The sequence below is a fragment of the Serratia sp. FDAARGOS_506 genome (assembly GCF_003812745.1).
In the GTDB taxonomy this organism is placed as follows: domain Bacteria; phylum Pseudomonadota; class Gammaproteobacteria; order Enterobacterales; family Enterobacteriaceae; genus Serratia.
Window position 1 is genome coordinate 2517452 of the sequence record NZ_CP033831.1, and the last position, 25416, is coordinate 2542867.

Annotated in this window: 26 protein-coding genes, 1 other RNA gene and 1 other annotated feature; of the genes, 16 read left to right on the forward strand and 11 right to left on the reverse strand. The window is 58.5% G+C overall.

Features of this window, described 5'->3' with window-relative positions; all coding sequences use genetic code 11:
- Positions 1–142 precede the first annotated feature (142 nt).
- A complete protein-coding gene (gene glnK, locus EGY12_RS12195) occupies positions 143–481 on the forward strand; it encodes a P-II family nitrogen regulator (RefSeq protein WP_004940327.1) in 339 nt (112 codons plus the stop codon).
- A gap of 36 nt (positions 482–517) precedes the next feature.
- Positions 518–1804 (forward strand): ammonium transporter AmtB, encoded by a 1287-nt coding sequence (amtB, locus tag EGY12_RS12200; protein WP_123893812.1) that lies wholly within the window; start codon positions 518–520, stop codon positions 1802–1804.
- Between the two features lie 92 nt (positions 1805–1896).
- Here amtB and tesB read toward each other — a convergent pair whose 3' ends face one another.
- Positions 1897–2760: an acyl-CoA thioesterase II gene (gene tesB, locus EGY12_RS12205; protein ID WP_123893813.1), complete on the reverse strand. Its 864-nt coding sequence runs from the start codon at positions 2758–2760 to the stop codon at positions 1897–1899.
- A gap of 231 nt (positions 2761–2991) precedes the next feature.
- Here tesB and EGY12_RS12210 point away from each other — a divergent pair, with 231 nt between their 5' ends.
- Positions 2992–3483, forward strand: coding sequence for a YbaY family lipoprotein (locus EGY12_RS12210; RefSeq protein ID WP_016928846.1), 492 nt, complete (start codon positions 2992–2994; stop codon positions 3481–3483).
- A gap of 64 nt (positions 3484–3547) precedes the next feature.
- Here the strand turns inward: EGY12_RS12210 and EGY12_RS12215 are convergent, their stop codons facing one another.
- The gene (locus EGY12_RS12215; protein ID WP_033642088.1) at positions 3548–3862 is read right to left on the reverse strand and encodes an MGMT family protein; all 315 of its coding nucleotides are present in this window, start codon (positions 3860–3862) and stop codon (positions 3548–3550) included.
- A 156-nt stretch (positions 3863–4018) separates the two neighbouring features.
- Between EGY12_RS12215 and ffs the strand changes: the two genes are divergently transcribed.
- Positions 4019–4115: signal recognition particle sRNA small type (gene ffs, locus EGY12_RS12220), an RNA gene on the forward strand.
- Positions 4116–4423: 308 nt separating this feature from the next.
- Here the strand turns inward: ffs and EGY12_RS12225 are convergent.
- The 3 genes from EGY12_RS12225 to EGY12_RS12235 form a co-directional block, all read right to left on the reverse strand.
- Positions 4424–4627 carry an HHA domain-containing protein gene (locus EGY12_RS12225; RefSeq protein ID WP_004940313.1) on the reverse strand — a complete coding sequence of 68 codons (204 nt, stop codon included), beginning with the start codon at positions 4625–4627 and terminating at the stop codon, positions 4424–4426.
- Between the two features lie 50 nt (positions 4628–4677).
- Positions 4678–5046 (reverse strand): Hha toxicity modulator TomB, encoded by a 369-nt coding sequence (gene tomB, locus EGY12_RS12230; protein ID WP_004940312.1) that lies wholly within the window; start codon positions 5044–5046, stop codon positions 4678–4680.
- 158 nt (positions 5047–5204) lie between these two features.
- Complete coding sequence (locus EGY12_RS12235; protein WP_123893814.1) at positions 5205–5558, reverse strand: hypothetical protein; 354 nt, start codon at positions 5556–5558, stop codon at positions 5205–5207.
- A gap of 406 nt (positions 5559–5964) precedes the next feature.
- Here EGY12_RS12235 and EGY12_RS12240 point away from each other — a divergent pair, with 406 nt between their 5' ends.
- Genes EGY12_RS12240 through EGY12_RS12250 form a run of 3 tightly spaced genes read left to right on the forward strand, consistent with a single transcriptional unit; the run spans position 5965 to position 8436 of the window.
- A complete protein-coding gene (locus EGY12_RS12240) occupies positions 5965–6678 on the forward strand; it encodes a metal ABC transporter ATP-binding protein (protein WP_123893815.1) in 714 nt (237 codons plus the stop codon).
- A complete protein-coding gene (locus EGY12_RS12245; protein ID WP_123893816.1) occupies positions 6675–7532 on the forward strand; it encodes a metal ABC transporter permease in 858 nt (285 codons plus the stop codon). The genes EGY12_RS12240 and EGY12_RS12245 overlap by 4 nt, the downstream gene beginning before the upstream one ends.
- Positions 7533–7557: 25 nt before the next feature.
- On the forward strand, positions 7558–8436 hold the full coding sequence (locus EGY12_RS12250) for a metal ABC transporter substrate-binding protein (protein ID WP_123893817.1): 879 nt from the start codon (positions 7558–7560) through the stop codon (positions 8434–8436).
- Between the two features lie 106 nt (positions 8437–8542).
- Here EGY12_RS12250 and ykgO read toward each other — a convergent pair whose 3' ends face one another.
- The 4 genes from ykgO to sdeX form a co-directional block, all read right to left on the reverse strand.
- A complete protein-coding gene (gene ykgO / locus EGY12_RS12255) occupies positions 8543–8683 on the reverse strand; it encodes a type B 50S ribosomal protein L36 (RefSeq protein WP_073529259.1) in 141 nt (46 codons plus the stop codon).
- Between the two features lie 12 nt (positions 8684–8695).
- The gene (locus EGY12_RS12260; protein ID WP_004940303.1) at positions 8696–8950 is read right to left on the reverse strand and encodes a type B 50S ribosomal protein L31; all 255 of its coding nucleotides are present in this window, start codon (positions 8948–8950) and stop codon (positions 8696–8698) included.
- Positions 8951–9136: 186 nt separating this feature from the next.
- Positions 9137–12283: a multidrug efflux RND transporter permease subunit SdeY gene (gene sdeY / locus EGY12_RS12265; protein WP_123893818.1), complete on the reverse strand. Its 3147-nt coding sequence runs from the start codon at positions 12281–12283 to the stop codon at positions 9137–9139.
- A gap of 17 nt (positions 12284–12300) precedes the next feature.
- The gene (sdeX, locus tag EGY12_RS12270) at positions 12301–13488 is read right to left on the reverse strand and encodes a multidrug efflux RND transporter periplasmic adaptor subunit SdeX (protein ID WP_123893820.1); all 1188 of its coding nucleotides are present in this window, start codon (positions 13486–13488) and stop codon (positions 12301–12303) included.
- Between the two features lie 142 nt (positions 13489–13630).
- Here sdeX and acrR point away from each other — a divergent pair, with 142 nt between their 5' ends.
- The 3 genes from acrR to mscK all read left to right on the forward strand — a co-directional run bounded on the left by acrR (position 13631) and on the right by mscK (position 18163).
- A complete protein-coding gene (gene acrR / locus EGY12_RS12275) occupies positions 13631–14305 on the forward strand; it encodes a multidrug efflux transporter transcriptional repressor AcrR (protein WP_049199913.1) in 675 nt (224 codons plus the stop codon).
- Positions 14306–14316: 11 nt separating this feature from the next.
- Positions 14317–14670, forward strand: coding sequence for a DsrE/DsrF/TusD sulfur relay family protein (locus tag EGY12_RS12280; RefSeq protein ID WP_033647269.1), 354 nt, complete (start codon positions 14317–14319; stop codon positions 14668–14670).
- 100 nt (positions 14671–14770) lie between these two features.
- Positions 14771–18163 (forward strand): mechanosensitive channel MscK, encoded by a 3393-nt coding sequence (gene mscK, locus EGY12_RS12285; RefSeq protein ID WP_123893822.1) that lies wholly within the window; start codon positions 14771–14773, stop codon positions 18161–18163.
- 31 nt (positions 18164–18194) lie between these two features.
- Here mscK and rsmS read toward each other — a convergent pair whose 3' ends face one another.
- Both rsmS and priC read right to left on the reverse strand, forming a co-directional pair.
- Entirely contained in the window at positions 18195–18374 is a 180-nt protein-coding gene (rsmS, locus tag EGY12_RS12290) for a pleiotropic regulatory protein RsmS (protein WP_004940278.1), read from the reverse strand.
- Between the two features lie 105 nt (positions 18375–18479).
- Positions 18480–19016 (reverse strand): primosomal replication protein PriC, encoded by a 537-nt coding sequence (gene priC, locus EGY12_RS12295; protein ID WP_123893823.1) that lies wholly within the window; start codon positions 19014–19016, stop codon positions 18480–18482.
- Between the two features lie 133 nt (positions 19017–19149).
- On the opposite strand from priC, the gene EGY12_RS12300 reads away from it, so the two are divergent.
- The 6 genes from EGY12_RS12300 (at position 19150) to htpG (ending at position 25397) form a co-directional block, all read left to right on the forward strand.
- Complete coding sequence (locus EGY12_RS12300; protein WP_123893825.1) at positions 19150–19530, forward strand: DUF454 family protein; 381 nt, start codon at positions 19150–19152, stop codon at positions 19528–19530.
- A gap of 278 nt (positions 19531–19808) precedes the next feature.
- The gene (apt, locus tag EGY12_RS12305; RefSeq protein WP_019454166.1) at positions 19809–20360 is read left to right on the forward strand and encodes an adenine phosphoribosyltransferase; all 552 of its coding nucleotides are present in this window, start codon (positions 19809–19811) and stop codon (positions 20358–20360) included.
- Positions 20361–20452: 92 nt separating this feature from the next.
- On the forward strand, positions 20453–22411 hold the full coding sequence (gene dnaX, locus EGY12_RS12310) for a DNA polymerase III subunit gamma/tau (protein ID WP_123893827.1): 1959 nt from the start codon (positions 20453–20455) through the stop codon (positions 22409–22411).
- Positions 21744–21808 (forward strand) — a sequence feature (DnaX frameshifting element). (Overlaps the previous gene by 65 nt.)
- A gap of 41 nt (positions 22412–22452) precedes the next feature.
- Positions 22453–22782 carry a YbaB/EbfC family nucleoid-associated protein gene (locus EGY12_RS12315; RefSeq protein WP_004940264.1) on the forward strand — a complete coding sequence of 110 codons (330 nt, stop codon included), beginning with the start codon at positions 22453–22455 and terminating at the stop codon, positions 22780–22782.
- Positions 22782–23387 carry a recombination mediator RecR gene (recR, locus tag EGY12_RS12320; RefSeq protein ID WP_004940263.1) on the forward strand — a complete coding sequence of 202 codons (606 nt, stop codon included), beginning with the start codon at positions 22782–22784 and terminating at the stop codon, positions 23385–23387. The genes EGY12_RS12315 and recR overlap by 1 nt, the downstream gene beginning before the upstream one ends.
- Positions 23388–23531: 144 nt before the next feature.
- The gene (gene htpG, locus EGY12_RS12325) at positions 23532–25397 is read left to right on the forward strand and encodes a molecular chaperone HtpG (protein ID WP_172962920.1); all 1866 of its coding nucleotides are present in this window, start codon (positions 23532–23534) and stop codon (positions 25395–25397) included.
- Positions 25398–25416 lie beyond the last annotated feature (19 nt).

Below are 25416 nucleotides of genomic sequence, written 5' to 3' on the forward strand. Positions count from 1 at the left end.
TGTCGGTATGGCGCCGCGGCCTGATGACACCCGCGTTCCCGCTAATCCGCTGAATCGTCATGCAAAATCAAATCTGGCACAGGCCTTGCTACATATGAGGCGTACCAGGGGTGAGTTTGGGCTTAATTCGTGGAGGGGCAATATGAAGCTGGTGACCGTGGTAATCAAACCGTTCAAGCTGGAGGACGTGCGCGAGGCTCTGTCCTCCGTGGGCATTCAGGGGTTGACCGTAACCGAAGTGAAGGGCTTTGGCCGCCAGAAGGGGCACGCCGAGCTGTATCGCGGCGCCGAATATAACGTCAACTTCCTGCCCAAGGTCAAAATCGATATCGCCATCGCCGACGATCAGTTGGATGAAGTGGTTGATGTGATTAGCAAAGCCGCCTACACCGGCAAAATTGGCGACGGCAAAATTTTCGTTGCCGAGTTGCAACGTGTGATCCGCATTCGCACCGGCGAAACCGACGAATCGGCACTGTAACCACGAACTCAGTTAAGTGATGGGGATGGATTGATAATGAAAAGACTGTTATCCATGTTGGGCCTGAGTTCGGTAACCCTGGTTCCTTCTTTGGCCCTGGCCGCCCCGGCGGTCGCTGATAAGGCCGACAACGCCTTTATGATGATCTGCACCGCGTTGGTGCTGTTCATGACGCTGCCGGGCATCGCGCTGTTTTACGGCGGCCTGCTGCGCGGCAAAAACGTGCTGTCGATGCTGACGCAGGTCACCGTCACCTTCGCGCTGGTCTGTGTGCTGTGGGTGCTGTATGGCTACAGCCTGGCGTTCAGCGAGGGCAATGCGGTGTTCGGCGGATTCGAGACGGTGATGCTGAAAGGCATCGGCATCGACAGCGTCACCGGCAGCATCAGCCAGATGATCCACGTCGCTTTCCAGGCGTCCTTCGCTTGTATCACTGTGGCGCTGGTGGTGGGGGGCTTCGCCGAACGCATTCGCTTCTCGGCGGTGCTGATCTTCGCGATTGTGTGGTTCACGCTGTCTTATCTGCCGATCGCACACATGGTGTGGGGCGGTGGCTACCTGGCCACTGACGGCGCATTGGACTTCGCCGGCGGCACCGTGGTACACATCAACGCTGCCAGCGCCGGGCTGATCGGCGCCTACCTGATCGGCAAGCGTGCAGGTTTCGGTAAAGAGGCCTTCAAACCGCACAACCTGCCGATGGTGTTTACCGGGGCGTCCATCCTGTATATCGGCTGGTTCGGCTTCAACGCCGGCTCCGCCAGCGCGGCCAACGGCATTGCTGCCTTGGCATTCCTCAACACCGTGGTTGCCACAGCGGGTGCCATTCTCTCCTGGACCTTCGCGGAATGGGTGCTGCGTGGCAAGCCTTCGCTGCTGGGCGCTTGCTCCGGCATGATCGCCGGGCTGGTTGCGGTCACGCCGGCGGCGGGCACCGTGGGCGTGGGTGGAGCGTTGATCATTGGCCTGGTGGGCGGCGTCGCCGGCCTGTGGGGCGTCGTGACGCTGAAGAAATGGCTGAAGGTGGACGACACCTGCGACGTGTTCGGCGTGCACGGGGTGTGCGGCATCGTCGGCTGTCTGCTGACCGGCGTGTTCACCGCTTCTTCACTGGGCGGTACCGGCTATGCCGAAGGGGTGACGATGGGCCATCAGGTCTGGATCCAGCTGGTGAGCGTGCTGATCACGCTGGTGTGGTCGAGCGTCGCCGCTTTTATCGCCTTTAAGATCGCGGGCGCCATGGTGGGCCTGAGAGTGCCGGAAGAGCAGGAGCGCGAGGGGCTGGATGTCAACAGCCACGGTGAGAGCGCCTACAACCAATAAGACTCGAAGCAGGGCAGTGCGCTAAAGACTAAAATAATGATGAAGCTAAAAGAGGGGCGATGGAAACATCGCCCCTTTCGTTATGTGGCGGCTCAGGCGTCGCGTTGGCGAATCACCCCTTCCTGCACGGTGGTGGCGACCAATACGCCGTCGCGGGTGTAGATCTGGCCGCGTACAAAGCCACGAGCGCCGGAAGCGGAGGAGCTCTCCACCGCGTACAGCAGCCAGTCATCCATGCGGAACGGACGGTGGAACCACATTGAGTGGTCAATGGTGGCCACCTGCATGCCCGGCTCGAGGAAGCCGACGCCGTGCGGCTGCAACGCCGTTGGCAGGAAGTTAAAGTCCGACGCGTAGCCCAGCAGGTATTGGTGGATGCGTTGGTCGTCCGGCATGCTGCCGTTGGCGCGAAACCATACGTAGCGGTACGGTTCTTCCACGCTGCCTTTCAGCGGGTTGTGGAATTTTACCGGGCGCATTTCGATCGGCTTCTGGCCGATAAATTTCTCGCGCACTTTTTCCGGCAGCATGTGCGCCAGCTTCTGGGCGATCTCTGATTCAGACAGCAGTCCTTCCGGCGGCGGTACATCCGGCATCAGGTTTTGGTGCTCAAAACCCTCTTCCGGGCTTTGGAAGGAGGCGGTCATATAGAAGATAGGTTTGCCATGTTGGATGGCACTGACGCGGCGTGCGCTGAAGCTGTTGCCGTCGCGCAAGGTTTCTACGTCGTAAACGATAGGTTTGCCGCTGTCGCCCGGGCGCAGGAAGTAGCTGTGGAACGAATGCACGCTGCGTTCGTCCGGCACCGTCTGTTTGGCGGCATACAGCGCCTGGCCTACAACCTGGCCGCCGAATACCTGGCGAAGCCCCAAATCCTCACTCTGGCCGCGGAACAGCCCTTCTTCGATTTTCTCCAGATCCAGCAGATCAAGGAGGTTTTGCAATGCCTGGCTCATAAAGTTGTTACCTTTCTAATAATCATTTTGCGCAGTGTGCGGAATATCACGGCGCGGCGTCAACATCTTGCGTTAAGGGGGCGATGAGAATGCTCTTAATCGTGGGCGCTTTGGCCAGGCTAAGTGATTAATAGGCGGAGCAAAGTGGATTTATCAGTGTTTTGTGCTAAGTTTAATAGGTGCGGTGGTGAAAGCCACCAACATGTTGATAATAAAAAAGGAGACCGATCCATGAAACTCTGGCAAATCGTAGGCGGTGCCGCGGCACTGACGATCACGCTGGCAGGATGCGCGCAAAAGAGTGCTGATGTGCCTACACAGGCGGCCGGTAACCCGGCGGCTGCGCAAACGCAGATTCAGGGCCCGGCGGTGACAGGTTCGGTTAATATACGTCAGCGCATTGCGCTGCCGCCGGACGCCGTACTGACGGTCACCCTCTCTGACGCCTCGCTGGCGGATGCGCCGTCCAAAGTGATTGCACAGCGCGCGGTACGTACTGAAGGCCAACAGGCGCCGTTCAGCTTTACGCTGCCGTACAACCCGTCCGACATCCAACCGAATGCGCGTATCATTCTGAGTGCGGCGGTGACGGTCAACGGGCGACTGATGTTTATTACCGACACCATCCAGGAAGTGGTTAATCGCAACGGTACTCGTGCCGATCTGCTGCTGGTTCCGGTTCAGGGTGTGCCGATTCAGGCTGCGCCAACCGCTATGCAGTAATCATACTGCGGTACAGCAAGACCAAATCAACAGCCTTTGCGCTTCGGCCAAAGGCTGTTTTGTTTTACCAGCGCCAGCCATAACGATCGAAGTCGACCGTGCTGTGCGGGCCGAAAATAATTCCCTCCGCCAGCAATGCTTGCCGTTGCCGTTGAAAATCCTCCCCCTGCTGCGAGATCTGCCCGTGGCGGTTGATCACCCGGTGCCAGGGCAGCGTGCTGCCTTCCGGCAAACGCCGCAGCACGCCGCCAACCTGGCGTGCGGCACGTGGCGAACCGGCCAGCCGGGCGACTTCGCCGTAGGTGGTGACTTTCCCGTACGGGATAGCGGCCACGATATGGAATACCCGCTGGCTGAAAGAAGCGTCTTCTGGTTGCATGTTGCTGTTCCTGCGCGAGTCAAAACCCAGGCGAAGAGTGTGCCACAATGCAGGTGGGCAAGAAAACAGCGGTTGGTCCCGGTTGGCTTGCTATTTGATGGGGCATCGCCGATAATGCCCACCGCTTCAGAGTACAGAAGCCGTCAATGGGGGCCCTGTTGGTTCTCCCGCAACACTAACTTGTGAACTCGGTCAGGTCCGGAAGGAAGCAGCCGCAGCAGGTGACGTGTGTGCCGGGATGTAGCTGGCAGGGTCCCCACCCATTTGGGCCTTCCCAATCCGTGTTTTCGCTACTCACATCCCACTCAACGATTACCCGTTTCTGCCGTCAGAGAGAGTGACAAAACCCGTCTTTACTGCCTGCTATCAATTTTCTGGATAATGCATTAGTGGCTAATGAGGCGCGGTGAGGTAACTTATCTCGATTTTAAAGAGAATTTTTTACACTCATTATTATTGAGAGGGGAACGCAAATGAAATTTCACTGTCAATAGGAAAAATACGTATTCAACTTGGACATTGAAGCCGATAAAGACATCGGCTCAACGCGTTGGGGGCTGATTATCTGACATATTTCCAAACGGAGGTGGGGATTTTGTCATACAGTTTGTTCATGGTGAGCTCCGCCAGACGGTGATCGGCAGCTGAGTAAAACAGCTCCAGTTCATCATCGGAAAGTTCGTACTTATTTTTCTCAATAACACGTTCGAGAGTATCAATCGTGGTGCATTTACGTAAACGCATCAGATAGTCGGTTTTAGTCATGATGGCCTTTTAGTTTAATAACCGTAAAATAGCTCGGGAATAATTATCCCCTAAGTTTTCATTGTCGTACAGATGTCCTCTCCTGAGAACATTCTGAATAATCTCGCCTTGGTTTTTTGCCAGCGGCGCAGGTCGGAATCATTGATACCGTAGCTGCTGAATAGCGTATAGGTATCGTCGAGATATTCTTCGACTAACTCCGACAGGTCGGATTCGTCCATGTATTTAATTTTATAACTCATCACAAACGAAGCGATATGTTCGATCAACTCATTAAGCTGCAGGTTGACGGAGGATGTCGGATCGTTGACCCACCCGTGGTGGCTGTCACCCAGGGTAGCGATACCTTCATCATACAAATTTTCGCACAAGAATTTGAGCTGAGCAATGTCGTGTCGCTTAGGCGAATACTCATCCATATCATCCCCTCCGTAAGTCTTAATTGCGGTGTGATAACACTATGTGAGTAAGCTGATTTACATCATGAACGGAGGCAGCTTAACGGTGGTTAAATAAACTTCCCGTAAAATGAATATAAATCATTTTTTCGCGTTTGGCCTGTAGTTATTACGTAAACTTACAATTCATCCGCAGTTGATGGGCGTGAGTTATCAATGATGTCGAAGATTAAACCCTGCTCGGTCACTTGGAACCGGGCGCTATCATTGATGGTATCTTCGCTATTGATATCCAGACAGGCATTAAAAATGCCCCACTTATAGCGATAACTCATTGAATAATCGCTGTCACCTTGTTGCACTATATCAAGTATTTCTAATGAATCCTCGGCATAGCGTGCGCTTTCAGAATAAAAACTGAGTCCACTGGTCAGCGTCGGCACTAACTCCGCAATATTGTCATTAATCACTTTCTTTAATTTTTTTACAGAAAGTGCGTTGACTTCCAGGTTACAGGCAAGGGTAACAAGCATTAATCTCGGCCAACAACAATGTTATCCGCTTATCTTACTCCTTTTCCACTCGCGCCGGTAAATTTTTCGATTTACTGCTGTTTTTCACCTTCCGCTAACATTTGCGTCGAACGGGAATATCCCTGAGGTTGATAAGGGGGATGGCGGTGGAAGGGCCGCCGTGCGAGCTCTGTTACGTTCCGTTGCATTATTGGCAAGGCAGGGATTGAGACACTGCAGTTATTGTGATGTTATATTGTAACTATAATTCCATCGCACTGGTCACGACTTTGACTCCCACTTCACAACATAACGCTGCGTCGTCACTGAATTCATTGTTTACTGCCTCCGCCGCCGTGCGCTGTGCGGGTGCCGTTGTACTGTTGGCCCTGCTGTGGCTCGGCATCTTTTGGGCGGTGTCGCTGCCATGATCACTTTGCGTCAGTTGGCGATAGGCTATGGGGCCACGCCGCTTTTTCCGCCGCTGAGCGGGCAGTTTACCGCCGGATCGTTAACCGCGGTGGTGGGCGTCAACGGGGCAGGCAAATCGACGCTGTTGAAAACTTTCGCCGGATTGTTGCCGCCATTGGATGGCAGCCTGAATTTTAGCGGTGGAAAGCCACCGCGCAGGGCTTATCTACCGCAACAGGCGGAGTTGGATCGGCAATTTCCCATTGCGGTGAGCGATCTGGTGGCGATGGGGTGTTGGCCGCAAAGCGGCATGTTCGGCGGCATGAACAAGCGTGCGGTGAGCCAGGTCAATGATGCGTTGGCGAGCGTTGGCATGAGTGCGCTCGCGCGCAGCCCGGTGGGCGAGCTGTCCGGCGGCCAGCTGCAGCGAGTGTTGTTTGCGCGCCTGTTGGTCCAACAGGCGCCGCTGATCCTGTTGGATGAGCCTTTTACCGGCATCGATAGCACCACCACGCAGATTCTCCTTCAGGTGATTGCGCAACTGCATCGGCAGGGGAAAACGGTGATCGCCGTGCTGCATGATATGTCGATGGTCGCCGAGCATTTTCCACAGGTACTGCTGTTGACCCCGCAGGCGTGTCATTGGGGGGCAGCCGAGCGTGTGTTGGAACAGGTGCCGAAGTATTACGTCGCCGAACGGCAGCCTGAGCTGCGGGCGGTGGCCCCATGATGTTGTGGCATGGGCTTATCGATCCTTTCCTCTCTTTCGGTTTTATGCGCCGCGCGCTCATGGCGTGCCTGGCGTTGTCGCTCAGCGCAGCCCCGCTAGGCGTGTTTCTGCTGCTGCGCCGCATGAGCCTGGTGGGAGATGCGTTGTCCCACGCGGTGTTGCCGGGGGCGGCGATCGGCTATCTGATCTCCGGCATGTCTCTGGTGGCGATGGGCGTGGGTGGCTTTATCGCCGGGCTGGCGGTGGCGATGTTGTCCGGTCTGGTGAGCCGCCGCACGCCGCTGAAAGAGGATGCCAGTTTTGCCGGGTTCTATCTGGGCTCGTTGGCGCTGGGGGTTACGCTGGTTTCGCTGCGCGGTTCCAGCGTGGATCTGCTGCACGTGTTGTTTGGTTCGATTCTGGCGGTGGATGCACGGGCCATGCTGATGGTCGGTGGGATCGCCTCGGTTTCGCTGCTGGCGCTGGCGGCACTGTACCGCGCGCTGGTGATCGAATCCTTCGACGTGACTTTCCTGCGCGTCAACGCGCCGCGCCGATTGGCGTTGATCCACGGCCTGTTTCTGGCGCTGGTGGTGGTCAATCTGGTGGCGGGATTCCAGATCCTCGGCACCCTGATGTCGGTGGGGCTGATGATGCTGCCCGCCGCCAGCGCGCGCTTCTGGGCGCGCAATCTGCCGCAGACGCTGGCGACGGCGATGGGCATCGGCGCGCTTTCCAGCGTGATGGGGCTGGTGTGGTCTTATTACGCTTTGCTGCCTGCCGGCCCGGCGATCGTGCTCAGCGCCAGCGTTATCTTTTTCGTCTCGATCCTGTTTGGAACGCGCGGAGGCATTTACGCTTTCGCGCGCCGTTGAGAAGTGCCATTTGCAAGGAGAAAGTATGAAACGTTTACCTATATCGCTGGCAGTTGCTGCTCTGCTGGCCAGTCCGTGGGCGATGGCGAAGACCGTTGACGCCGTCGCCAGCTTTTCCATTCTTGGCGATATCGTCAAACAGGTGGGAGGCGATCACGTCAAGGTCAGCACGCTGGTGGGGCCGGATGGCGATCCGCACAGCTTCGAGCCTTCGCCGCAGGACGGCAAAAAGCTGGCTCAGGCTGATGTGGTGTTCGTCAGCGGCTTGGGGCTGGAAGGGTGGATCGATCGCCTGGTCAGCGCTTCGGGTTATAAAGGGCAGGTGATCACTGCTTCACAGGGCATCAGCACCCGCCAGATGGAAGAAGACGGCAAACCGATTACCGATCCCCACGCCTGGAACAGCATGAAAAACGGTGTGCAGTACGCCACCAATGTGATGAACGCCCTGATTGCCGCCGATCCCGAGGATGCCAACTATTTTCGCCAGCGCGGAGCCGAATACATTCAGCAGCTGCAAAAACTGGATCTGTGGGCCAAAACCCAGTTCGCTGCAGTGCCGCCACAGAAACGTAAGGTACTGACCAGTCATGATGCTTTTGGCTACTTTGGACAAGAGTACGGCGTCACCTTCCTTGCCCCGGTCGGATTTTCCACCGAAGCAGAAGCCAGCGCCAGCGACGTGGCGGGCCTGATTAAGCAGATCAAACAGGAAAAGGTTAACGCTTACTTTATCGAAAACCAGACCGATCCGCGGCTGGTGAAACAGATTGCCGCCGCCACCGGCGCCAAGGCGGGCGGCGAGCTGTATCCAGAAGCGCTCTCCCGCGCGAACGGCCCGGCGGCGACCTATGAGCAGGCGTTTAAGCACAATGTCGATGTGCTGCTGAGCAGCATGAAGTAATCTCTGTCCCCCGCCTGCCGGCGGGGGACAGCTTGCAGGCACTTTCTCGCCATAAAAAAAGCCCCGTTGAGCAGCAACGGGGCTTTGCGACAGATGACACTGGGAGTTAACGCTTTTTCTTACGTCCCTGTACCGCTTTGAATCGCGGATTGCTTTTACAGATCACATAGATGCGGCCACGACGACGCACGATTTTGCAATCCGGGTGGCGATTTTTCGCCGAACGCAATGAACTCAATACCTGCATGGGAATTCCTTGTTACTTATTGCCGATAAAGCGGCCAAAGCGCTGCTGGAAGCGCGCCGTGCTGCCTTCTTTGGAATAGTCTTTCTGCTTGCCGGTGTAATACGGATGCGAAGCGGAAGAGACGTCGAGGGTGACATAAGGCCAGCTTTCGCCGTCCAGTTCGATAGTGCGATCGGTTTTGATGGTCGATCCCACTTTGAAGTAGGCATTGGCGCTGACGTCGTGGAAGACCACGGTACGGTAATCGGGATGGATGCCGGGTTTCATAATGGCTCTCTCGTGTAATGTTATACTATAACAATAATTATGCGCCGACCTGGCATCACGATCAAGCGTAAATTGCACCCACGAGTAAATTAATGAGAACGGTTTGCATTAAACAACTGAAGCAAAAGAAAAAGGCCGCATGCGCGGCCTTTTCGATTATCGGGTGGAGCTCACATCACTGAGCGATCAGTGGTGCTCTACCGGATGGCTGTGTTCAAGGTCCTCGTTCTTCTTGCTGAAGCGGCGACGAACCACTACGAAGAACACCGGTACGAAGAAGATCGCCAAGACGGTAGCGGTGATCATCCCGCCCATTACGCCGGTACCTACCGCGTTCTGTGCGCCGGAGCCTGCACCGCTGCTGATAACCAGCGGCAGAACCCCGAGGATGAAGGCCAGGGACGTCATCAGGATTGGGCGCAGACGCATACGCACCGCTTCCAACGTCGCTTCGATCAGGCCTTTGCCTTCTTTCTCCATCAGGTCTTTGGCGAATTCCACGATCAGGATGGCGTTCTTCGCCGACAGGCCTATGGTGGTCAGCAGCCCCACCTGGAAGTAAACGTCGTTGTTCATGCCGCGCATCGTCGCGGCCAGCAACGCACCGATAACCCCCAGCGGCAATACCAGCATGACCGAGAACGGCACTGACCAGCTTTCATACAGCGCCGCCAGACACAGGAACACCACCAAAATCGAGATGGCGTACAGCGCCGGCGCCTGGTTGCCCGACAGACGTTCCTGATAGGACATGCCGGTCCAGTCGTAACCGATGCCGCTTGGCAGTTTGGACGCCAGCTGTTCCATCAGGTTCATCGCTTCACCGGTACTCTTGCCCGGTGCGGCCTGGCCCAGAATCTCCATCGACGGCAAGCCGTTATAGCGTTCCAGACGCGGTGAGCCGTATTCCCATTTCGCCGAAGAGAAGGCGGAGAATGGCACCATCTGGCCGCTCGTGCCGCGCACGTACCACTTGTTGATGTCTTCCGGCAGCATACGGAACGGCGCCTCGGCCTGTACGTACACTTTCTTCACACGGCCGCGGTCGATGAAGTCGTTGACGTACGAACCACCCAGGGCGGTGCTCAGCGTGCTGTTGATGGTGGTGATGCTGACGCCCAGCGCCTTGGCTTTTTCCTGATCGACGATCAGTTTGAACTGCGGCGTATCTTCCAGGCCGTTCGGGCGCACGCCCACCAGCACGTCCGGATGTTGAGCAACCATGCCCAACAGCTGGTTACGCGCTTCGGTCAGTTTTTCGTGCCCCAGGCCGCCCTGGTCAATCAGCTCGAAGTCGAAGCCGGTTGCGGTACCGAGTTCGATAATCGCCGGCAGGTTGAACGGGAACACCAGGCCTTCTTTAATCTGCGAGAACGCGCCCATGGCGCGACCGGCGATCGCCTCGACCTTGTTCCCGGCCCCAGGACGCTCGCCCCAGTCTTTCAGGCTGACGAATGCCAGGCCGTTGTTCTGGCCGTTACCGTTGAAGCCGAAGCCCGCGACGGTAAACACCGAAACTACGTTGTCCTTTTCCTTGTTCAGGAAGTAGTCGGAGACTTCTTCCAACACCTTGTTGGTCCGGGACTCGGTGGCACCGGCAGGCAACTGCACCATGGTCAACAGGATGCCCTGATCTTCGTCCGGCAGGAACGAGGAGGGCAGGCGCAGGAACAGCAGGCCCATGCCAACCACGATCAGCAGGTAGATGATCAGATAGCGACCGGTGCTGCGCAGGATGTTGCCCACGCTGTCGGTATAGTGATGCGTGCTCTTCTCGAACATGCGGTTAAACCAGCCGAAGAAGCCTGTTTTAACCCCGTGATCGCCTTTCGGGATCGGTTTGAGCAGGGTGGCGCACAGCGCCGGCGTCAGGATCAAGGCCACCAGCACCGACAGCGCCATCGCGGACACGATGGTGATCGAGAACTGGCGATAGATGGCACCGGTTGAACCGCCGAAGAATGCCATCGGCACGAATACCGCCGACAGCACCATGGCGATACCCACCAGCGCGCCCTGAATCTGGCCCATCGATTTACGGGTAGCTTCTTTCGGCGGCAGCCCCTCTTCGGCCATGACGCGCTCGACGTTTTCTACCACCACGATGGCGTCATCCACCAGCAGGCCGATCGCCAACACCATGCCGAACATCGTCAGGGTGTTTATCGAGAAGCCGAACGCCGCGAGGATAGCAAAGGTCCCCAGCAGTACCACCGGCACCGCGATGGTTGGGATCAGCGTCGCGCGGAAGTTCTGCAGGAACAGATACATCACCAGGAACACCAGGATGATGGCTTCGATCAGCGTTTTCACCACTTCGTTGATGGAGATCTTAACGAACGGGGTGGTGTCGTACGGATAAACCACTTTCATCCCTTGCGGGAAGAATGGCGCCATCTTCGCCAACTCGTCTTTCACACCTTTGGCGGTGTTCAGGGCGTTGGCGCCGGTAGCCAGTTTGATACCCAGACCGGCGGCAGGCTTGCCGTTATAGCGAGCGGTAACGGCGTAGCTTTCCGCGCCGCGCTCGATATGAGCGACGTCGCGCAGGCGAACCTGGGAACCGTCGGTATTCACTTTCAGCAGGATCTTGCCAAACTCTTCCGGCGAAGTCAGACGGGTCTGCGCGATGATCGAGGCGTTCAACTGTTGCCCCGGCACCGGCGGCAGGCCGCCCAGTTGCCCTGCGGCGATCTGGTTGTTCTGCTCGGTGATGGCGGAGGTCACGTCAGTGGTCGTCAGCTGGTAGTTGTTCAGCTTGTTCGGATCCAGCCAGATACGCATCGCGTACTGGGCACCGAACAGCTGCACTTCACCCACGCCGGACGAACGGCTGATCGGGTCCTTGATGTTGGACGCCACGTAGTCCGCAATATCGTCCTGAGTCATGTTCGGATCGTCGGAAACGAAGCCGGCCACCATCAGGAAGCTGCTGCTGGATTTTTCTACTTTCAGGCCCTGTTGCTGAACTTCTTGCGGCAGCAGCGGGGTGGCCAACGACAGTTTGTTCTGGACCTGAACCTGCGCGATGTCAGGATCGGTGCCGGATTCAAACGTCAGGGTAATGGTGACGCTACCAGAGGAATCACTGGTGGAGGACATGTACATCAGGTTATCGATACCGTTCATGTTCTGTTCGATAATCTGCGTGACGGTATCCTGCACCGTTTTGGCATCTGCGCCCGGGTAGTTGGCGGAAATACTTACCGCCGGCGGTGCAATAGTAGGATACTGCGCGATTGGCAGTTTCATTATTGCAAGCACCCCCGCCAACATGACGATGATGGCGATTACCCAGGCGAAAATTGGGCGATCTATAAAGAACTTAGCCATGTATTACAGGCTCCTTTTTATGACTTCTGCGCTTCAGACTGCGGCTGTTTTTGCGCCTGAGTGTCAACTTCCTGCACTTTTACCTGCGCGCCCGGACGCACTTTCATCAGGCCGGAGACGATCACGCGATCGCCGGCTTTCAGGCCATCGGTAACCAGCCATTTGTCGCCAATCGCCTGGTCTGCCTTCAGCGTACGCAGCTCAACTTTGTCGTCTGCCCCTACCACCAACGCCGTCGCGTCGCCGCGTGGGTTACGGGTAACGCCTTGCTGAGGCACCAGCAGCGCATCGCTGCGCACGCCTTCGTCCAGACGGGCGCGCACGAACATGCCCGGCAACAGCGTATCGTTCGGGTTAGGGAACAGGGCGCGAATGGTGATGGAGCCGGTGGTTTCATCGACGGTGACGTCAGAGAATTCCAGCGTGCCTTCCTGCGCGTATTCAGCGCCGTTTTCCAGCATCAGTTTCACCTTGGCCTTGCCGTTTTCCTGCTTCAGCGCGCCGCTGGCCAGTTCTTGCTTCAGGCGCAGGAAGTCGGTGCTCGACTGGGTGACGTCGACATACATCGGATCCAGCTGCTGCACGGTGGACAGGGCGGTCGCCTGGCCGTTGCTGACCAGCGCGCCTTCGGTCACGGCGGATTTGCCGATGCGGCCGGAGATCGGGGAGGTCACCTTGGTGTACGCCAGGTTGATACGCGCGGTTTCCACGGCGGCCTTGGCGGCCACGACGGCGGCATCCGCCTGCTGCAGCGTAGAAACGGCGTTGTCATAGTCCTGCTTACTGATGTAGCTGGTACCCAGCAATGGCTTGTAGCGGTTTACCGTCACGCGCGCGATGGAAGCGCTGGCCTGCGCTTTGGCCAAATCGCCTTTTGCGCTGTCGTAGCTGGCCTGATAGGTTGCGGGATCGATTTGGTACAGGGACGTCCCGGCCTTGATATCGCTGCCTTCAACGAAATTGCGCTTCAGGATGATGCCGCTGACCTGAGGGCGAACTTCGGCGATACGATACGCAGCGGTACGGCCAGGAAGATCGGTAGTGATGTTGAGAGGCTCGGCCTTCAAGGTCACCACGCCCACTTCAGGAGCCTGCTGGTGGGCGCCTTGCTGTTGGGTTTCTTTATCGTTACATCCTGTTAGCACTAAGCTGCCTGAAAGCATCAGAACGGCCGCCAGAGGCGTTAACCCTCTGTTTTTGTTCATAGAAAAACCTCAAGTGTCCGATTTCAAAATGATCAATGGATCACAAGCTTTAAAACCCATTGCTGCGTTAATTATATGTGCGTGCTATGGTACATACATTCGCGAATGTATGTAAATCACACTCCCCCCAAATAACAATGCCATGGCACGAAAAACCAAACAGCAGGCGCAAGAAACCCGACGTCAAATTCTTGACGCTGCGGTGAGAGAATTCTCTGAACGTGGCGTTGCCGCAACGTCACTGACAGATATTGCCACCGCTGCCGGGGTTACGCGTGGAGCAATTTACTGGCACTTCAAGAATAAGGTAGACCTGTTTAATGAAGTTTGGGAATCTACTGAACCGAAAATAGACGAACTCTCGACAGAGTATCGGGCAAATTTCCCCGATAATCCACTGCGGGTTCTCAAGGAAATTCTGATTTACATTCTGACGTCTACGGTAGAAGACTGCCGTCGGCGAGCGTTACTGGAAATTATCTTTCACAAGTGTGAATTTGTCGGTGAAATGGTGCCGCTGCTGGACTCGCGCAAGGTGCTGTATCTTGCCGGCTATGAACGTATTGAAGCCATCTTGCTCGACTGTATGCATCAGCATCAGCTCCCTGACGATCTGCACACCCGCCGCGCGGCGATCATTTTGCACGGTTATATCACCGGCCTGATGGAAAACTGGCTGTTTATGCCGGAAAGTTTCGATCTGCGGGCCGAAGCCGAAGCGCTGGTGGACGCGTTCTTGGACATGCTGCAGTTTTGCCCCACCTTGCGCCTCAAACCCGATGCGGCGACGCCTGACGCCGACCGCCTTCCTTTATAAGGAGAGATTTCATGTCATCCATCGTTCTCATCGCCAATGGTGCCGCCTATGGCCATGAATCCTTGTTCAATGCGCTGCGGTTGGCCATCGCCATGAAAGAGCAGCAGAGCAGTCTCGATCTGCGGCTGTTTCTGATGTCCGACGCGGTGGTGGCCGGGCTGGCCGGGCAGCAGCCGCACGAAGGGTATCACCTGCAGCAGATGCTGGAGATCCTCACCGCGCAGCAGGTGCCGGTTAAGCTGTGCAAAACCTGCGCCGACGCGCGCGGCGTTAGCCGCTTGCCGCTGGCGGACGGCGTAGCGATCGGCACGCTGGTCGAACTGGCGCAGTGGACGCTGGCGGCGGAGAAAGTGCTGACTTTCTGATTTCGCGACAACGGGACATCACCGGCAACGCTTTTGTTGTTCGTTGCCCGCCGGCTATCGTGATAATCTTCAGACTTCTTTACCGATCCGAAGCTAAATCATGCATCGCTGGTTGACTCTGCCTTCTCCGGCGCCGCTCACGTTTGTCGGCGCATGCCGGCGGCGCATCGCCGCCGCGACACTCCTTTTCCTGATTTTTGCGTGCTGCTTGCCGGCACAGGCGGCGCTGAGCGGCGATCTGCCGCAGCGTAGCGAAGTGCAAAGCCAGCTGGAAACGCTGAACAAGCAAAAAGCCCTGACGCCGGTCGAAAAGCTCTCCCAACAGGATTTAACCCGTACGCTAGAGCTGCTGGATGCCATCGAGCGCAACCGACAGGACGCTGCACAGCTTAAACAGCAGGTGCAGCAGGCGCCGGCGAAGCTCAGTCAGGTCACCGCCGAACTGGATGCGTTGAAACGGCCGAGGGACGACGCGGCGGCGCGCGCCGCGCTGTTGCCGCTGTCGCTGCGCCAGCTGGAAAGCCGGCTGTATCAGACGCTCGACGAGCTGCAAAGCGCGCAGGAGAGCCTCTCCACTTACAACAGCCAACTGGTGTCGCTGCAAACGCAGCCCGAGCGGGTGCAGAGCACGATGTACGCCGCTTCGCAACGCCTGCAGGAGATCCGCAGCCAGCTCAGCGGTCAGACGCCGGGGCAAGATTCACTGCGCAACAGCCAGCAGGTGATGCTGAACACCGAGCAGGCGCTGCTTAACGCGCAGCTGGAACTGCAGCGCAAGAGCCTGGAAGCCAACACCACGCTACAAGATCTGCTGCAAAAACAGCGCGATTACACCACGGCGCATATCGACGCGCTGGATCGGTCGGTGCAGCTGCTGCAGGAACTTGTCAACAGCAAGCGCCTGACGCTGTCTGAAAAAACCGCCAAAGAGGCGCAGAACCCGGAAGATGCCACTGATATCCAGCACGATCAGTTGGTCAGCAAGCAGCTGGACGTCAACCGCCAGCTGAGTCAGCAGCTGATCGCCGCCACCGAAGAGAGCAACACCCTGTTCCAGCAAAATATTCGGGTCAAAAACTGGCTCGATCGCGGCCTGCAGGCGGAACGTAACCTGAAAGAGCAGATCCAGGTCCTGAAGGGCAGCCTGGTGCTGTCGCGCATTCTGTATCAACAGCAGCAAAGCCTGCCGCAGGGCACGCTGCTGGCGGATATAGACACACGCATCGCCGATCTGCGGCTGGAGCAGTTCGATATCAATCAGCAACGCGACGATCTGTTCAAGGGTGAGGATTACATCAACCAGCTGGTGGCCGAAAGCAAGGAAAAGGCCGGCCCGGAAGTGCTCGACGCGTTGAACGAGATCGTCGACATGCGCCGCGAGTTGCTGGATCAGTTGAACAAGCAGCTCAGTAACCAGCTGTCGCTGTCGATCAATTTGCAGATCAACCAGCAGCAGCTGACCAGCGTCTACGGTTCATTGCAGGATACGCTGACCCAGCAGATTTTCTGGGTCAACAGCAACAAGCCGGTCGATCTGGCGTGGCTGAAGGCGATGCCGGAGGCGGTGCGCGATCAGCTCGCCGGGCTCGATATCAAGTTTGACGGCGGCAAGCTATTGCAAGGCGGTTTGAATGCGCTGGTGTTCCTGATCCCGATGTTGCTGGCGATAGGCGTATTGCGCTGGCGCTACCGGCTGATCGATGGCCATCTGCAAAAGCTGGCCAATGACGTGGGGCAGCTTAAACGCGACGGCCAGCTGCACACGCCGAAGGCCATCGCGCTGACCTTGCTGAAGGTGCTGCCCGGCGCCGCGCTGCTGCTCGGCGTCGGTTTCTGGATGTATCGTGCGGATTTCGGCATCAGCGACTTTATCTGGGCGCTGTCGCAGCAGCTGGCGCTGTCATGGCTGGTATTCGGTTTCAGCTATCGCATGCTGAAGCCGGGCGGCATCGCCGAGCGGCATTTCAACTTCGGCGCTAATCTGTGCGCGCATTACCGCCGCCAGACGCTGCGGCTGGGGCTGGCGTTGCAGCCGCTGATCTTCTGGTCGGTATTGGGCGAGAAAGCGCCGCTGCGTCTGGTCGAAGACGTCATCGGCCAGATCGTGGTGATGTTGACGCTGGCGCTGCTCACGGTGCTGGTGTTCCCGCTGTGCCGCGACAGCTGGCGTGAAAAGGGCTCGCATGCCGTGCGGCTGGTGGTAGTCACCGCGCTCGCCGCCACGCCGCTGATCCTGCTGGGGTTGATGTTCGCCGGCTACTTCTATACTACGCTGCGGCTGGCCAGCCGCTGGATAGACAGCCTGTATCTGTTCTTCCTGTGGAACATCGTGTACCTGACCGCGCTGCGCGGCCTGAGCGTGGCGGCGCGGCGTCTGGCCTACCGGCGTGCGTTGGCGCGGCGGCAAAATGTGGCGAAGGAGGGGGCCGAAGGCGGCGAGCCGGTGGTGGAAGAGCCGCCGTTGGCGCTCGACCAGATCAACCAGCAGTCGCTGCGCCTGACCACCCTGGTTTTGTTCGCCATTTTCGCCAGCGCCTTCTACGCCATTTGGTCAGATTTGGTGACGGTCATCGCTTACCTGGACAGCATCACGCTGTGGCATTACACCAGCACCGTGGCAGGCAGCAGCGTGTCGCAGGCGGTGACGCTGGGCAACATGATGGTGGCGATTGCTGCGGTGATCGTCGCCTACGTGCTCACCCGCAACCTGCCAGGCTTGCTGGAGGTGGTGGTGCTGTCGCGGCTGCAGCTGAGGCAGGGGGCATCTTATGCCATCACCACCGTGCTCACTTACCTGATCACCGCCGTGGGCGCGGTGGTCGCATTGGGATCGCTGGGCGTTTCCTGGGACAAACTGCAATGGCTGGCCGCCGGTCTGACGGTCGGGCTGGGCTTTGGCCTGCAGGAGATCTTCGCCAACTTCGTCTCTGGCCTGATCATTCTGTTCGAACGCCCGATCCGTATCGGCGATACCATCACCATCGGCACCTTCTCCGGTTCGGTCAGCAAGATCCGCATTCGCGCCACCACCATTACCGACTTCGACCGCAAAGAGGTCATCATTCCGAACAAGGCGTTCGTCACCGAACGGTTGATCAACTGGTCACTGTCCGACACCATCACCCGCGTGCTGATCAAGGTGGGCGTGGCCTACGGTTCCGATCTCGACAAGGTGAAAAAGGTGCTGCTGCAGGCGGCGCACGATAACCCGCGGGTGATGACCGATCCCGAGCCGCAGGTGTTTTTCCTCAACTTCGGCGCCAGTACGCTGGATCACGAACTGCGGCTGTACGTGCGCGAACTGCGCGATCGCAGCTACACCGTGGATGAACTGAACCGCTCAATCGATCGTTTGTGTCGGGAAAACGACATCGACATCGCCTTCAACCAGTTGGAGGTGTATCTGCATAACCAGCAGGGCAATGAAGTGCAGGAAGTGAAAAGAACGTTGTCGCCGGATGAAGGCGGCCAGACGGCGGCGGATAAGCAATGAGAGGCGAAAGGGACAGCGTCGCTGTCCCTGGTTACTGTCCGGCAGGCAGATAGGGAGAGGTGACGCCGGCGCGCTGCAGTTTTTCCTGATAGTCCCGTTTGACGATATCCAGCGCCGCCAGCGCGGTGACCGGATCGATCTCGTTGCACTCCAGCAGGTAAATCAAGTCTACCGCCAGCTGCAGTTCGGGTGAGGCGTTTTCCAGAGACATAGCACCTGCGCTTATTAATAATTGGATGAATAACTCACGTATCGGCAGAGTATAGTGAACCCGGCGCGCAACCGGGAATAATCATTAAAATATTGTGATAAATCTTCAAAAACCGTTTTCTTTGCGCTCGATATTGCGCTCGATGCGCGCCAGCGCCTGACGGCAGCGCATCAAGCGTCCCTCCAGCGCCGCCAGTTCGTGCTGCAGCTTTTGCTGCGCCGCCAGCGTGGTCTGGCGGCCGAGCAGGCTTTCCCGATCTTGAATCATGGCGATCAGTCGGCGTTCGTAGTCCTGATGCTCGGCCAGTTTGTGGTAAAGATCGGGTTCGGGGGCTTCCTTCGGCTGGTTCTTGCGCCGCAGCGCCTGGGTTGCCAGCTCGCGCTGCAGGGCGGCGATCTGAGCCACCAGTTTTTCGGCCAGAAAGGCCACCTGGCTGGTGCGGCTGTCGTTGGCGGCGTTTTGCAGCTGGGTGAAATTCTTCTCCACCTCGGCCAGGTAGTCGCGCAGCCGCGTGCCGCGATTGGCGAACAGGGCGGCGTCGAAGCGCGCCTGCGGGATGGGTACATCGCCGCGCGGTGTCACTTCGGCTGCCAGCGCCGCGATCTGTTGTGCCAACACCTGTAATAGACGCTGAGTGCTCACATAAGCTCCTCTTGATTTCAACAGGCGTAAGCTTGCCCGCGATGCCGCCGTGAAACAAGCGCCGCATGCATATTCCGCCGGTGTGGCGCCGATGCTACAGTAGGCCGCAACCGATTGAGGAGCGAAGAGCCGCATGACGCGTGGGTTATTGATCATTTTAGGATGGCTGGCGGTGGTGCTGGCGACGCTGGGCGTGGTGCTGCCGCTGCTGCCGACTACGCCATTCCTGCTGTTGGCCGCCTGGTGTTTCGCCCGCTCTTCGCCGCGCTTTCATCACTGGCTGCTGCACCGCTCCTGGTTCGGCCCGTATCTGCGCCACTGGCAGCAGCATCGCGCGTTGCCGCCGGGGGCGAAGTGGAGGGCGGTGCTGGTGATCGTGCTTACCTTTGCCTGCTCGCTGTGGCTGGTGAAAATCTGGTGGGTGCGCGGGCTGTTGCTGCTGATGTTGGCTATTTTGCTGACCTTTATGCTGCGCCTGCCGGTTATTGACCTGTCGCAACAAAAACAACGCTGATTGTGCCTTAAACTCCCCAATAGCTTTCAAGCCGCAGCTAGGCGACAAACGCAGGCATCCCCGGGAGCTTACTTAGGTAAGTGACCGGGGGGAATGCGTGCAGTCAACAACGCTGCGGGTTGAAAGATGCAGGGGAGAGTTGCATTTGTCCGCCAGTTTGCATAGATTTGGGCGTTTTCGTGCGCGGATCGCCTGTCATTTCTTCTCCGGTGTGTTTCACCCGGGGGCGGCGGGTGAGCGGCGCGCCGGTTTTCAGGCAGTTTTATCAGGCAACAATTATGACCGCTACTGCGCAGCAGCTTCAGTTTATTAAAGACAGTATCAAAACCATCCCGGATTATCCGAAGCCGGGCATCCTGTTCCGCGACGTGACCAGCCTGCTGGAAAACCCGTTGGCCTACGCCGCCAGCATCGAGCTGCTGGTTGAGCGCTATCGCGAAGCGGGCGTGACCAAGGTGGTGGGTACCGAAGCGCGTGGTTTCCTGTTCGGCGCGCCCGTCGCGTTGGCATTGGGCGTCGGTTTCGTGCCGGTGCGCAAACCGGGCAAACTGCCGCGCGCCACGCTCAGCGAAAGCTATGAGCTGGAGTACGGCACCGACAAGCTGGAAATCCACACCGACGCCATCACCGCGGGTGATAAAGTGCTGGTGGTAGATGATCTGCTGGCGACCGGCGGCACCATCGAAGCGACCACCAAACTGATCCGCCGCCTGGGCGGTGAAGTGAAAGACGCTGCGTTCATCATCAATCTGCCGGATCTGGGCGGGGAAGCGCGTTTGAACAAGCTGGGCATCGACTGCTACTGCCTGGTGGACTTCGCCGGCCATTGAGGCGGCATCGCCCCTTGGGCACAACGGCCTCGCGGATCGCCGCGGGGCTGTGTTAGCATGACCCTCCAGATTCCTCGACTTCTCCGGTATTAATGAGCTATCAGGTTCTCGCCCGTAAGTGGCGCCCTCAAACGTTCGCAGACGTGGTCGGCCAGGAACATGTCCTGACCGCGCTGGCCAACGGCCTCTCGCTGGGGCGGATCCATCACGCCTATCTGTTCTCGGGTACCCGCGGCGTGGGGAAAACCACCATCGCGCGCCTGCTGGCCAAAGGCCTGAACTGTGAAACCGGCATCACCGCCACGCCGTGCGGCCAATGCGACAACTGCCGCGAGATCGAGCAGGGCCGCTTCGTCGATCTGATCGAGATCGACGCCGCTTCCCGAACCAAGGTGGAAGATACCCGCGATCTGCTGGACAACGTCCAGTACGCACCGGCACGCGGCCGCTTCAAGGTCTACCTGATCGACGAAGTGCACATGCTCTCGCGTCACAGCTTCAATGCGTTGCTGAAGACGCTGGAAGAGCCGCCGTCGCATGTCAAATTCCTGTTGGCCACCACCGATCCGCAAAAGTTGCCGGTGACCATTCTCTCGCGCTGTCTGCAGTTCCATCTCAAGGCGCTGGATGTCGATCAGATCCGCCAGCAGTTGGAAACGGTGCTGACGGCGGAGCAGATCACCAGCGACGCCCGCGCGCTGCAGCTGCTGGCGCGCGCCGCCGACGGCAGCATGCGCGATGCGCTGAGCCTGACCGATCAGGCGATCGCCATGGGGCAGGGGCAGGTGACCGCCGCCACCGTCAGCCAGATGCTCGGCACGCTCGATGACGAGCAGCCGCTGGCGATACTCGAAGCGCTGGTCAGCGCCGACGGAGAAAAGGTGATGGCGCAGGTCGCGCAGGCCGCTTCGCGCGGCGTGGACTGGGAAAACCTGCTGGTGGAGACGCTGGCATTGCTGCACCGCATTGCGATGGTGCAACTGCTGCCTTCGATGCTCGACAACCACTACGCCGCCGTGGAACAACGGCTGCGCGAGCTGGCGCGCACCCTGCCGCCGGTGGATGTACAGCTCTATTATCAGACGCTGTTGGTGGGCCGCAAAGAGCTGGCCTATGCACCGGATCGCCGCATGGGGGTTGAGATGACCCTGCTGCGTGCGCTGGCGTTTCATCCGAAAGCGGTGATCCCGGAGCCGGTGGCGTTGGTGCCGACAGCTCCGGCACCGATGGCGCAGCCGCAGGCCGCCGCACCGCAACAGCCGCCACAGTTTCAGGACGCGCCGCCGCCGTTAGGGCAACCGGCCGCGCCACAGCGACAATCATCGACGCCATTACCGGATGCCACCGCCCAGCTCTTGAAAGCGCGGTCCCAGCTGCAGCGGCAGCAGGGAGCATCCACACCAAAAAAGAATGAGCCGGCGGCGCCAGGAATAGCGCGGCCGGCAAACTCGGCGCTGGGGCGTTTGGCTTCTGTGACCGAGCGTAGCCAGCAGCGTCTGGCAGAGAAGAAGGTGCCGGAAAAACCGGCTAAGCCGGAAGCTTATCGCTGGCGCGCACAGACCGAGCCGGAAGCGGCGCCGGAACCGCTGGCGACGCCGAAAGCGCTGCGCACGGCGTTGGAGCACGAGAAAACGCCGGAGCTGGCCGCCAAACTGGTGGTGGAGTCGCTGGAGCGCGATGCCTGGGCTGCGGAAATCGACAAGCTGAAGATCCCGAAACTGGTGCAGCAACTGGCGTTGAACGCCTTCAAGCAGCAGCCGGAAGCGGGCAAGATTTGCCTCCATCTGCGCTCTTCGCAGCGTCATCTGAATTCGCCTTCGGCGCAGAAGACGTTGGCCGAAGCGCTCGGTGAGCTGTACGGCAGCCCGATCGAGCTGACCGTGATAGAGGACGATAATCCGGCGGAGCGCACCCCGCTGGAGTGGCGACAAGCCATCTATGAAGAAAAGCTGGCGCAGGCGCGCCAGTCCATCGTTGCGGATACCCATATTCAGACGCTGTGCCGGTTCTTCGACGCGGATCTGGATGAAGAGAGTATTCGCCCCCTTTAAACGCCGCGCGAGGTGCGCGGCCCTAGCGACGAGAGACGACTATGTTTGGTAAAGGCGGTCTGGGCAACCTGATGAAGCAAGCCCAGCAAATGCAAGAAAAAATGCAGCAGATGCAGGAAGAAGTCGCCAAATTGGAAGTGACTGGCGAATCTGGCGCGGGCCTGGTGAAAGTCACCATCAACGGCGCGCACAACTGCCGCCGCGTGGAGATCGATCCTAGCCTGATGGAAGACGACAAAGAGATGCTGGAAGATTTGATCGCCGCCGCGTTTAACGACGCCGCGCGCCGCATCGAAGAGACCCAGAAAGAGAAAATGGCTTCCGTCTCCAGCGGTATGCAGTTGCCGCCTGGCTTCAAGATGCCGTTCTGATGCAAACCAGCCCGCTCCTTGAATCCCTGATGGAGGCGTTGCGCTGCCTGCCGGGCGTTGGCCCGAAGTCGGCGCAGCGCATGGCGTTTCAGCTGCTGCAGCGCGATCGCAGCGGCGGCATGCGCCTGGCACAGGCGTTGACGCGCGCGATGTCGGAGATCGGTCACTGCGCCGACTGCCGCACCTTCACCGAACAGGACGTCTGCACCATCTGCGCCAATCCGCGCCGCCAGCAAAACGGCCAGATTTGCGTGGTGGAAAGCCCGGCGGATATCCACGCCATCGAGCAGACCGGCCAGTTTGCCGGGCGCTACTTTGTGCTGATGGGCCATCTGTCGCCGCTGGACGGCATCGGGCCGGGCGATATCGGTCTGGATCGCCTGGAGCAACGGCTGGAAAAGGAAAGCATCACCGAAGTGATCCTCGCCACCAACCCGACGGTGGAAGGGGAAGCGACCGCTAACTACATCGCTGAGATGTGCGGCCAGTATGGCGTGCTCGCTAGTCGCATCGCCCACGGCGTGCCGGTGGGCGGTGAGCTGGAGATGGTCGACGGCACCACGCTGTCGCATTCGCTGGCCGGGCGCCACGCCATCAAGTTCTGATGTTTTCCCGGACGGGGCCATTCGGCCCCGTCGCTTTTTTGCCAAAAATTTCCCGCCGTCCGCTTGAAAAACAAGACCCTGACCCTCATCTGATTCTCATTGTTCGATTTTGGTAGCCATTGTCTTTTGAGGTAATCAATGAGTATGAAAGGTCAAGAAACCCGCGGGTTCCAGTCTGAAGTAAAACAGCTGCTTCATCTGATGATCCATTCGCTGTACTCCAACAAAGAAATTTTCCTGCGCGAGCTGATCTCCAACGCCTCTGACGCCGCCGACAAGCTGCGCTTCCGCGCCCTGTCTGCGCCAGAACTGTACGCCGGCGATGGCGAGCTGCGCGTACGTTTGTCCTTCGATAAAGAGCAGCGCACCCTGACTATCGCCGACAACGGCATCGGCATGCGCCGCGACGAAGTGATCGAAAACCTCGGCACCATCGCCAAGTCAGGCACCAAAGCGTTCCTGGAGTCCATCGGCTCCGACCAGGCGAAAGACAGCCAGCTGATTGGCCAGTTCGGCGTCGGTTTCTACTCGGCGTTCATCGTGGCGGACAAAGTGACCGTGCGCACCCGCGCCGCCGGCGCCGCCGATGACGAAGGCGTGTTCTGGGAGTCTGCCGGTGAAGGCGACTACACCATTGCCGACATCACCAAAGAGACTCGCGGCACCGAAATCACCCTGCATCTGCGTGAAGGCGAAGATGAGTACCTCGACGCCTGGCGTCTGCGCTCGATAATCGGCAAATATTCCGATCACATCGCACTGCCGGTGGAGATCGAAAGCAAAAACGAAGAAGACGATACCGTCACCTGGGAGAAGATCAACAAGGCGCAGGCCTTATGGACCCGCAGCAAGGCTGACGTGACGGACGAAGAGTACAAAGAGTTCTACAAGCATATCGCCCACGACTTCACCGATCCGCTGAGCTGGAGCCACAACCGGGTAGAAGGCAAGCAGGAGTACACCAGCCTGCTGTACATCCCGGCGCAGGCGCCGTGGGACATGTGGAACCGCGATCACAAACACGGCTTGAAGCTGTACGTGCAGCGCGTGTTCATCATGGACGACGCTGAGCAGTTCATGCCGAACTATTTGCGTTTCGTGCGCGGCCTGATCGATTCCAACGATCTGCCGCTGAACGTGTCGCGCGAGATCCTGCAAGACAGCCGCGTAACGCAAAACCTGCGCGGCGCGCTGACCAAGCGCGTGTTGCAGATGCTGGATAAGCTGGCCAAAGACGACGCCGAAGGCTACCAGAAATTCTGGCAGCAGTTCGGTCTGGTGCTGAAAGAGGGCCCGGCGGAAGACAACGGCAACCAGGAAGCGATCGCCAAACTGCTGCGCTTTGCCTCCACCCACGGCGACAGCTCGGCGCAGACGGTGTCGCTGGAAGAGTACGTCGGCCGCATGGCGGAAGGGCAGGAGAAGATTTACTACATCACCGCCGACAGCTACGCCGCCGCCAAGAGCAGCCCGCACCTGGAGCTGTTCCGTAAGAAAGGCATTGAAGTGTTGCTGCTGTCCGATCGCATCGACGAATGGATGATGAGCTACCTGACTGAGTTCGACGGCAAGCCGTTCCAGTCGGTCAGCAAAGCGGATGAAACGCTGGATAAACTGGCGGATGAAACCGAAGAGCAGAAGGCCGCCGAGAAGCAGCTGGAGCCGTTCATCGAGCGCGTGAAAACCCTGCTGGGCGAGCGTGTGAAGGATGTGCGCCTGACGCACCGCCTGACCGATACGCCGGCGATCGTGGTGACCGACGCCGATGAAATGAGCACCCAGATGGCCAAGCTGTTTGCCGCCGCCGGTCAGCAGGCACCGGAAGTGAAGTACATTTTCGAGCTTAATCCGGAGCATGCGTTGGTCAAACGAGCATCCGACGTGGGCGATAACGAACATTTCGCCGAATGGATCGACCTGTTATTGGATCAGGCGCTGCTGGCCGAACGCGGCACGCTGGAGGATCCGAACCTGTTCATCCGTCGCATGAATAAGTTGCTGTCCGCCTAAAGCTGTAGATATGCGCCCT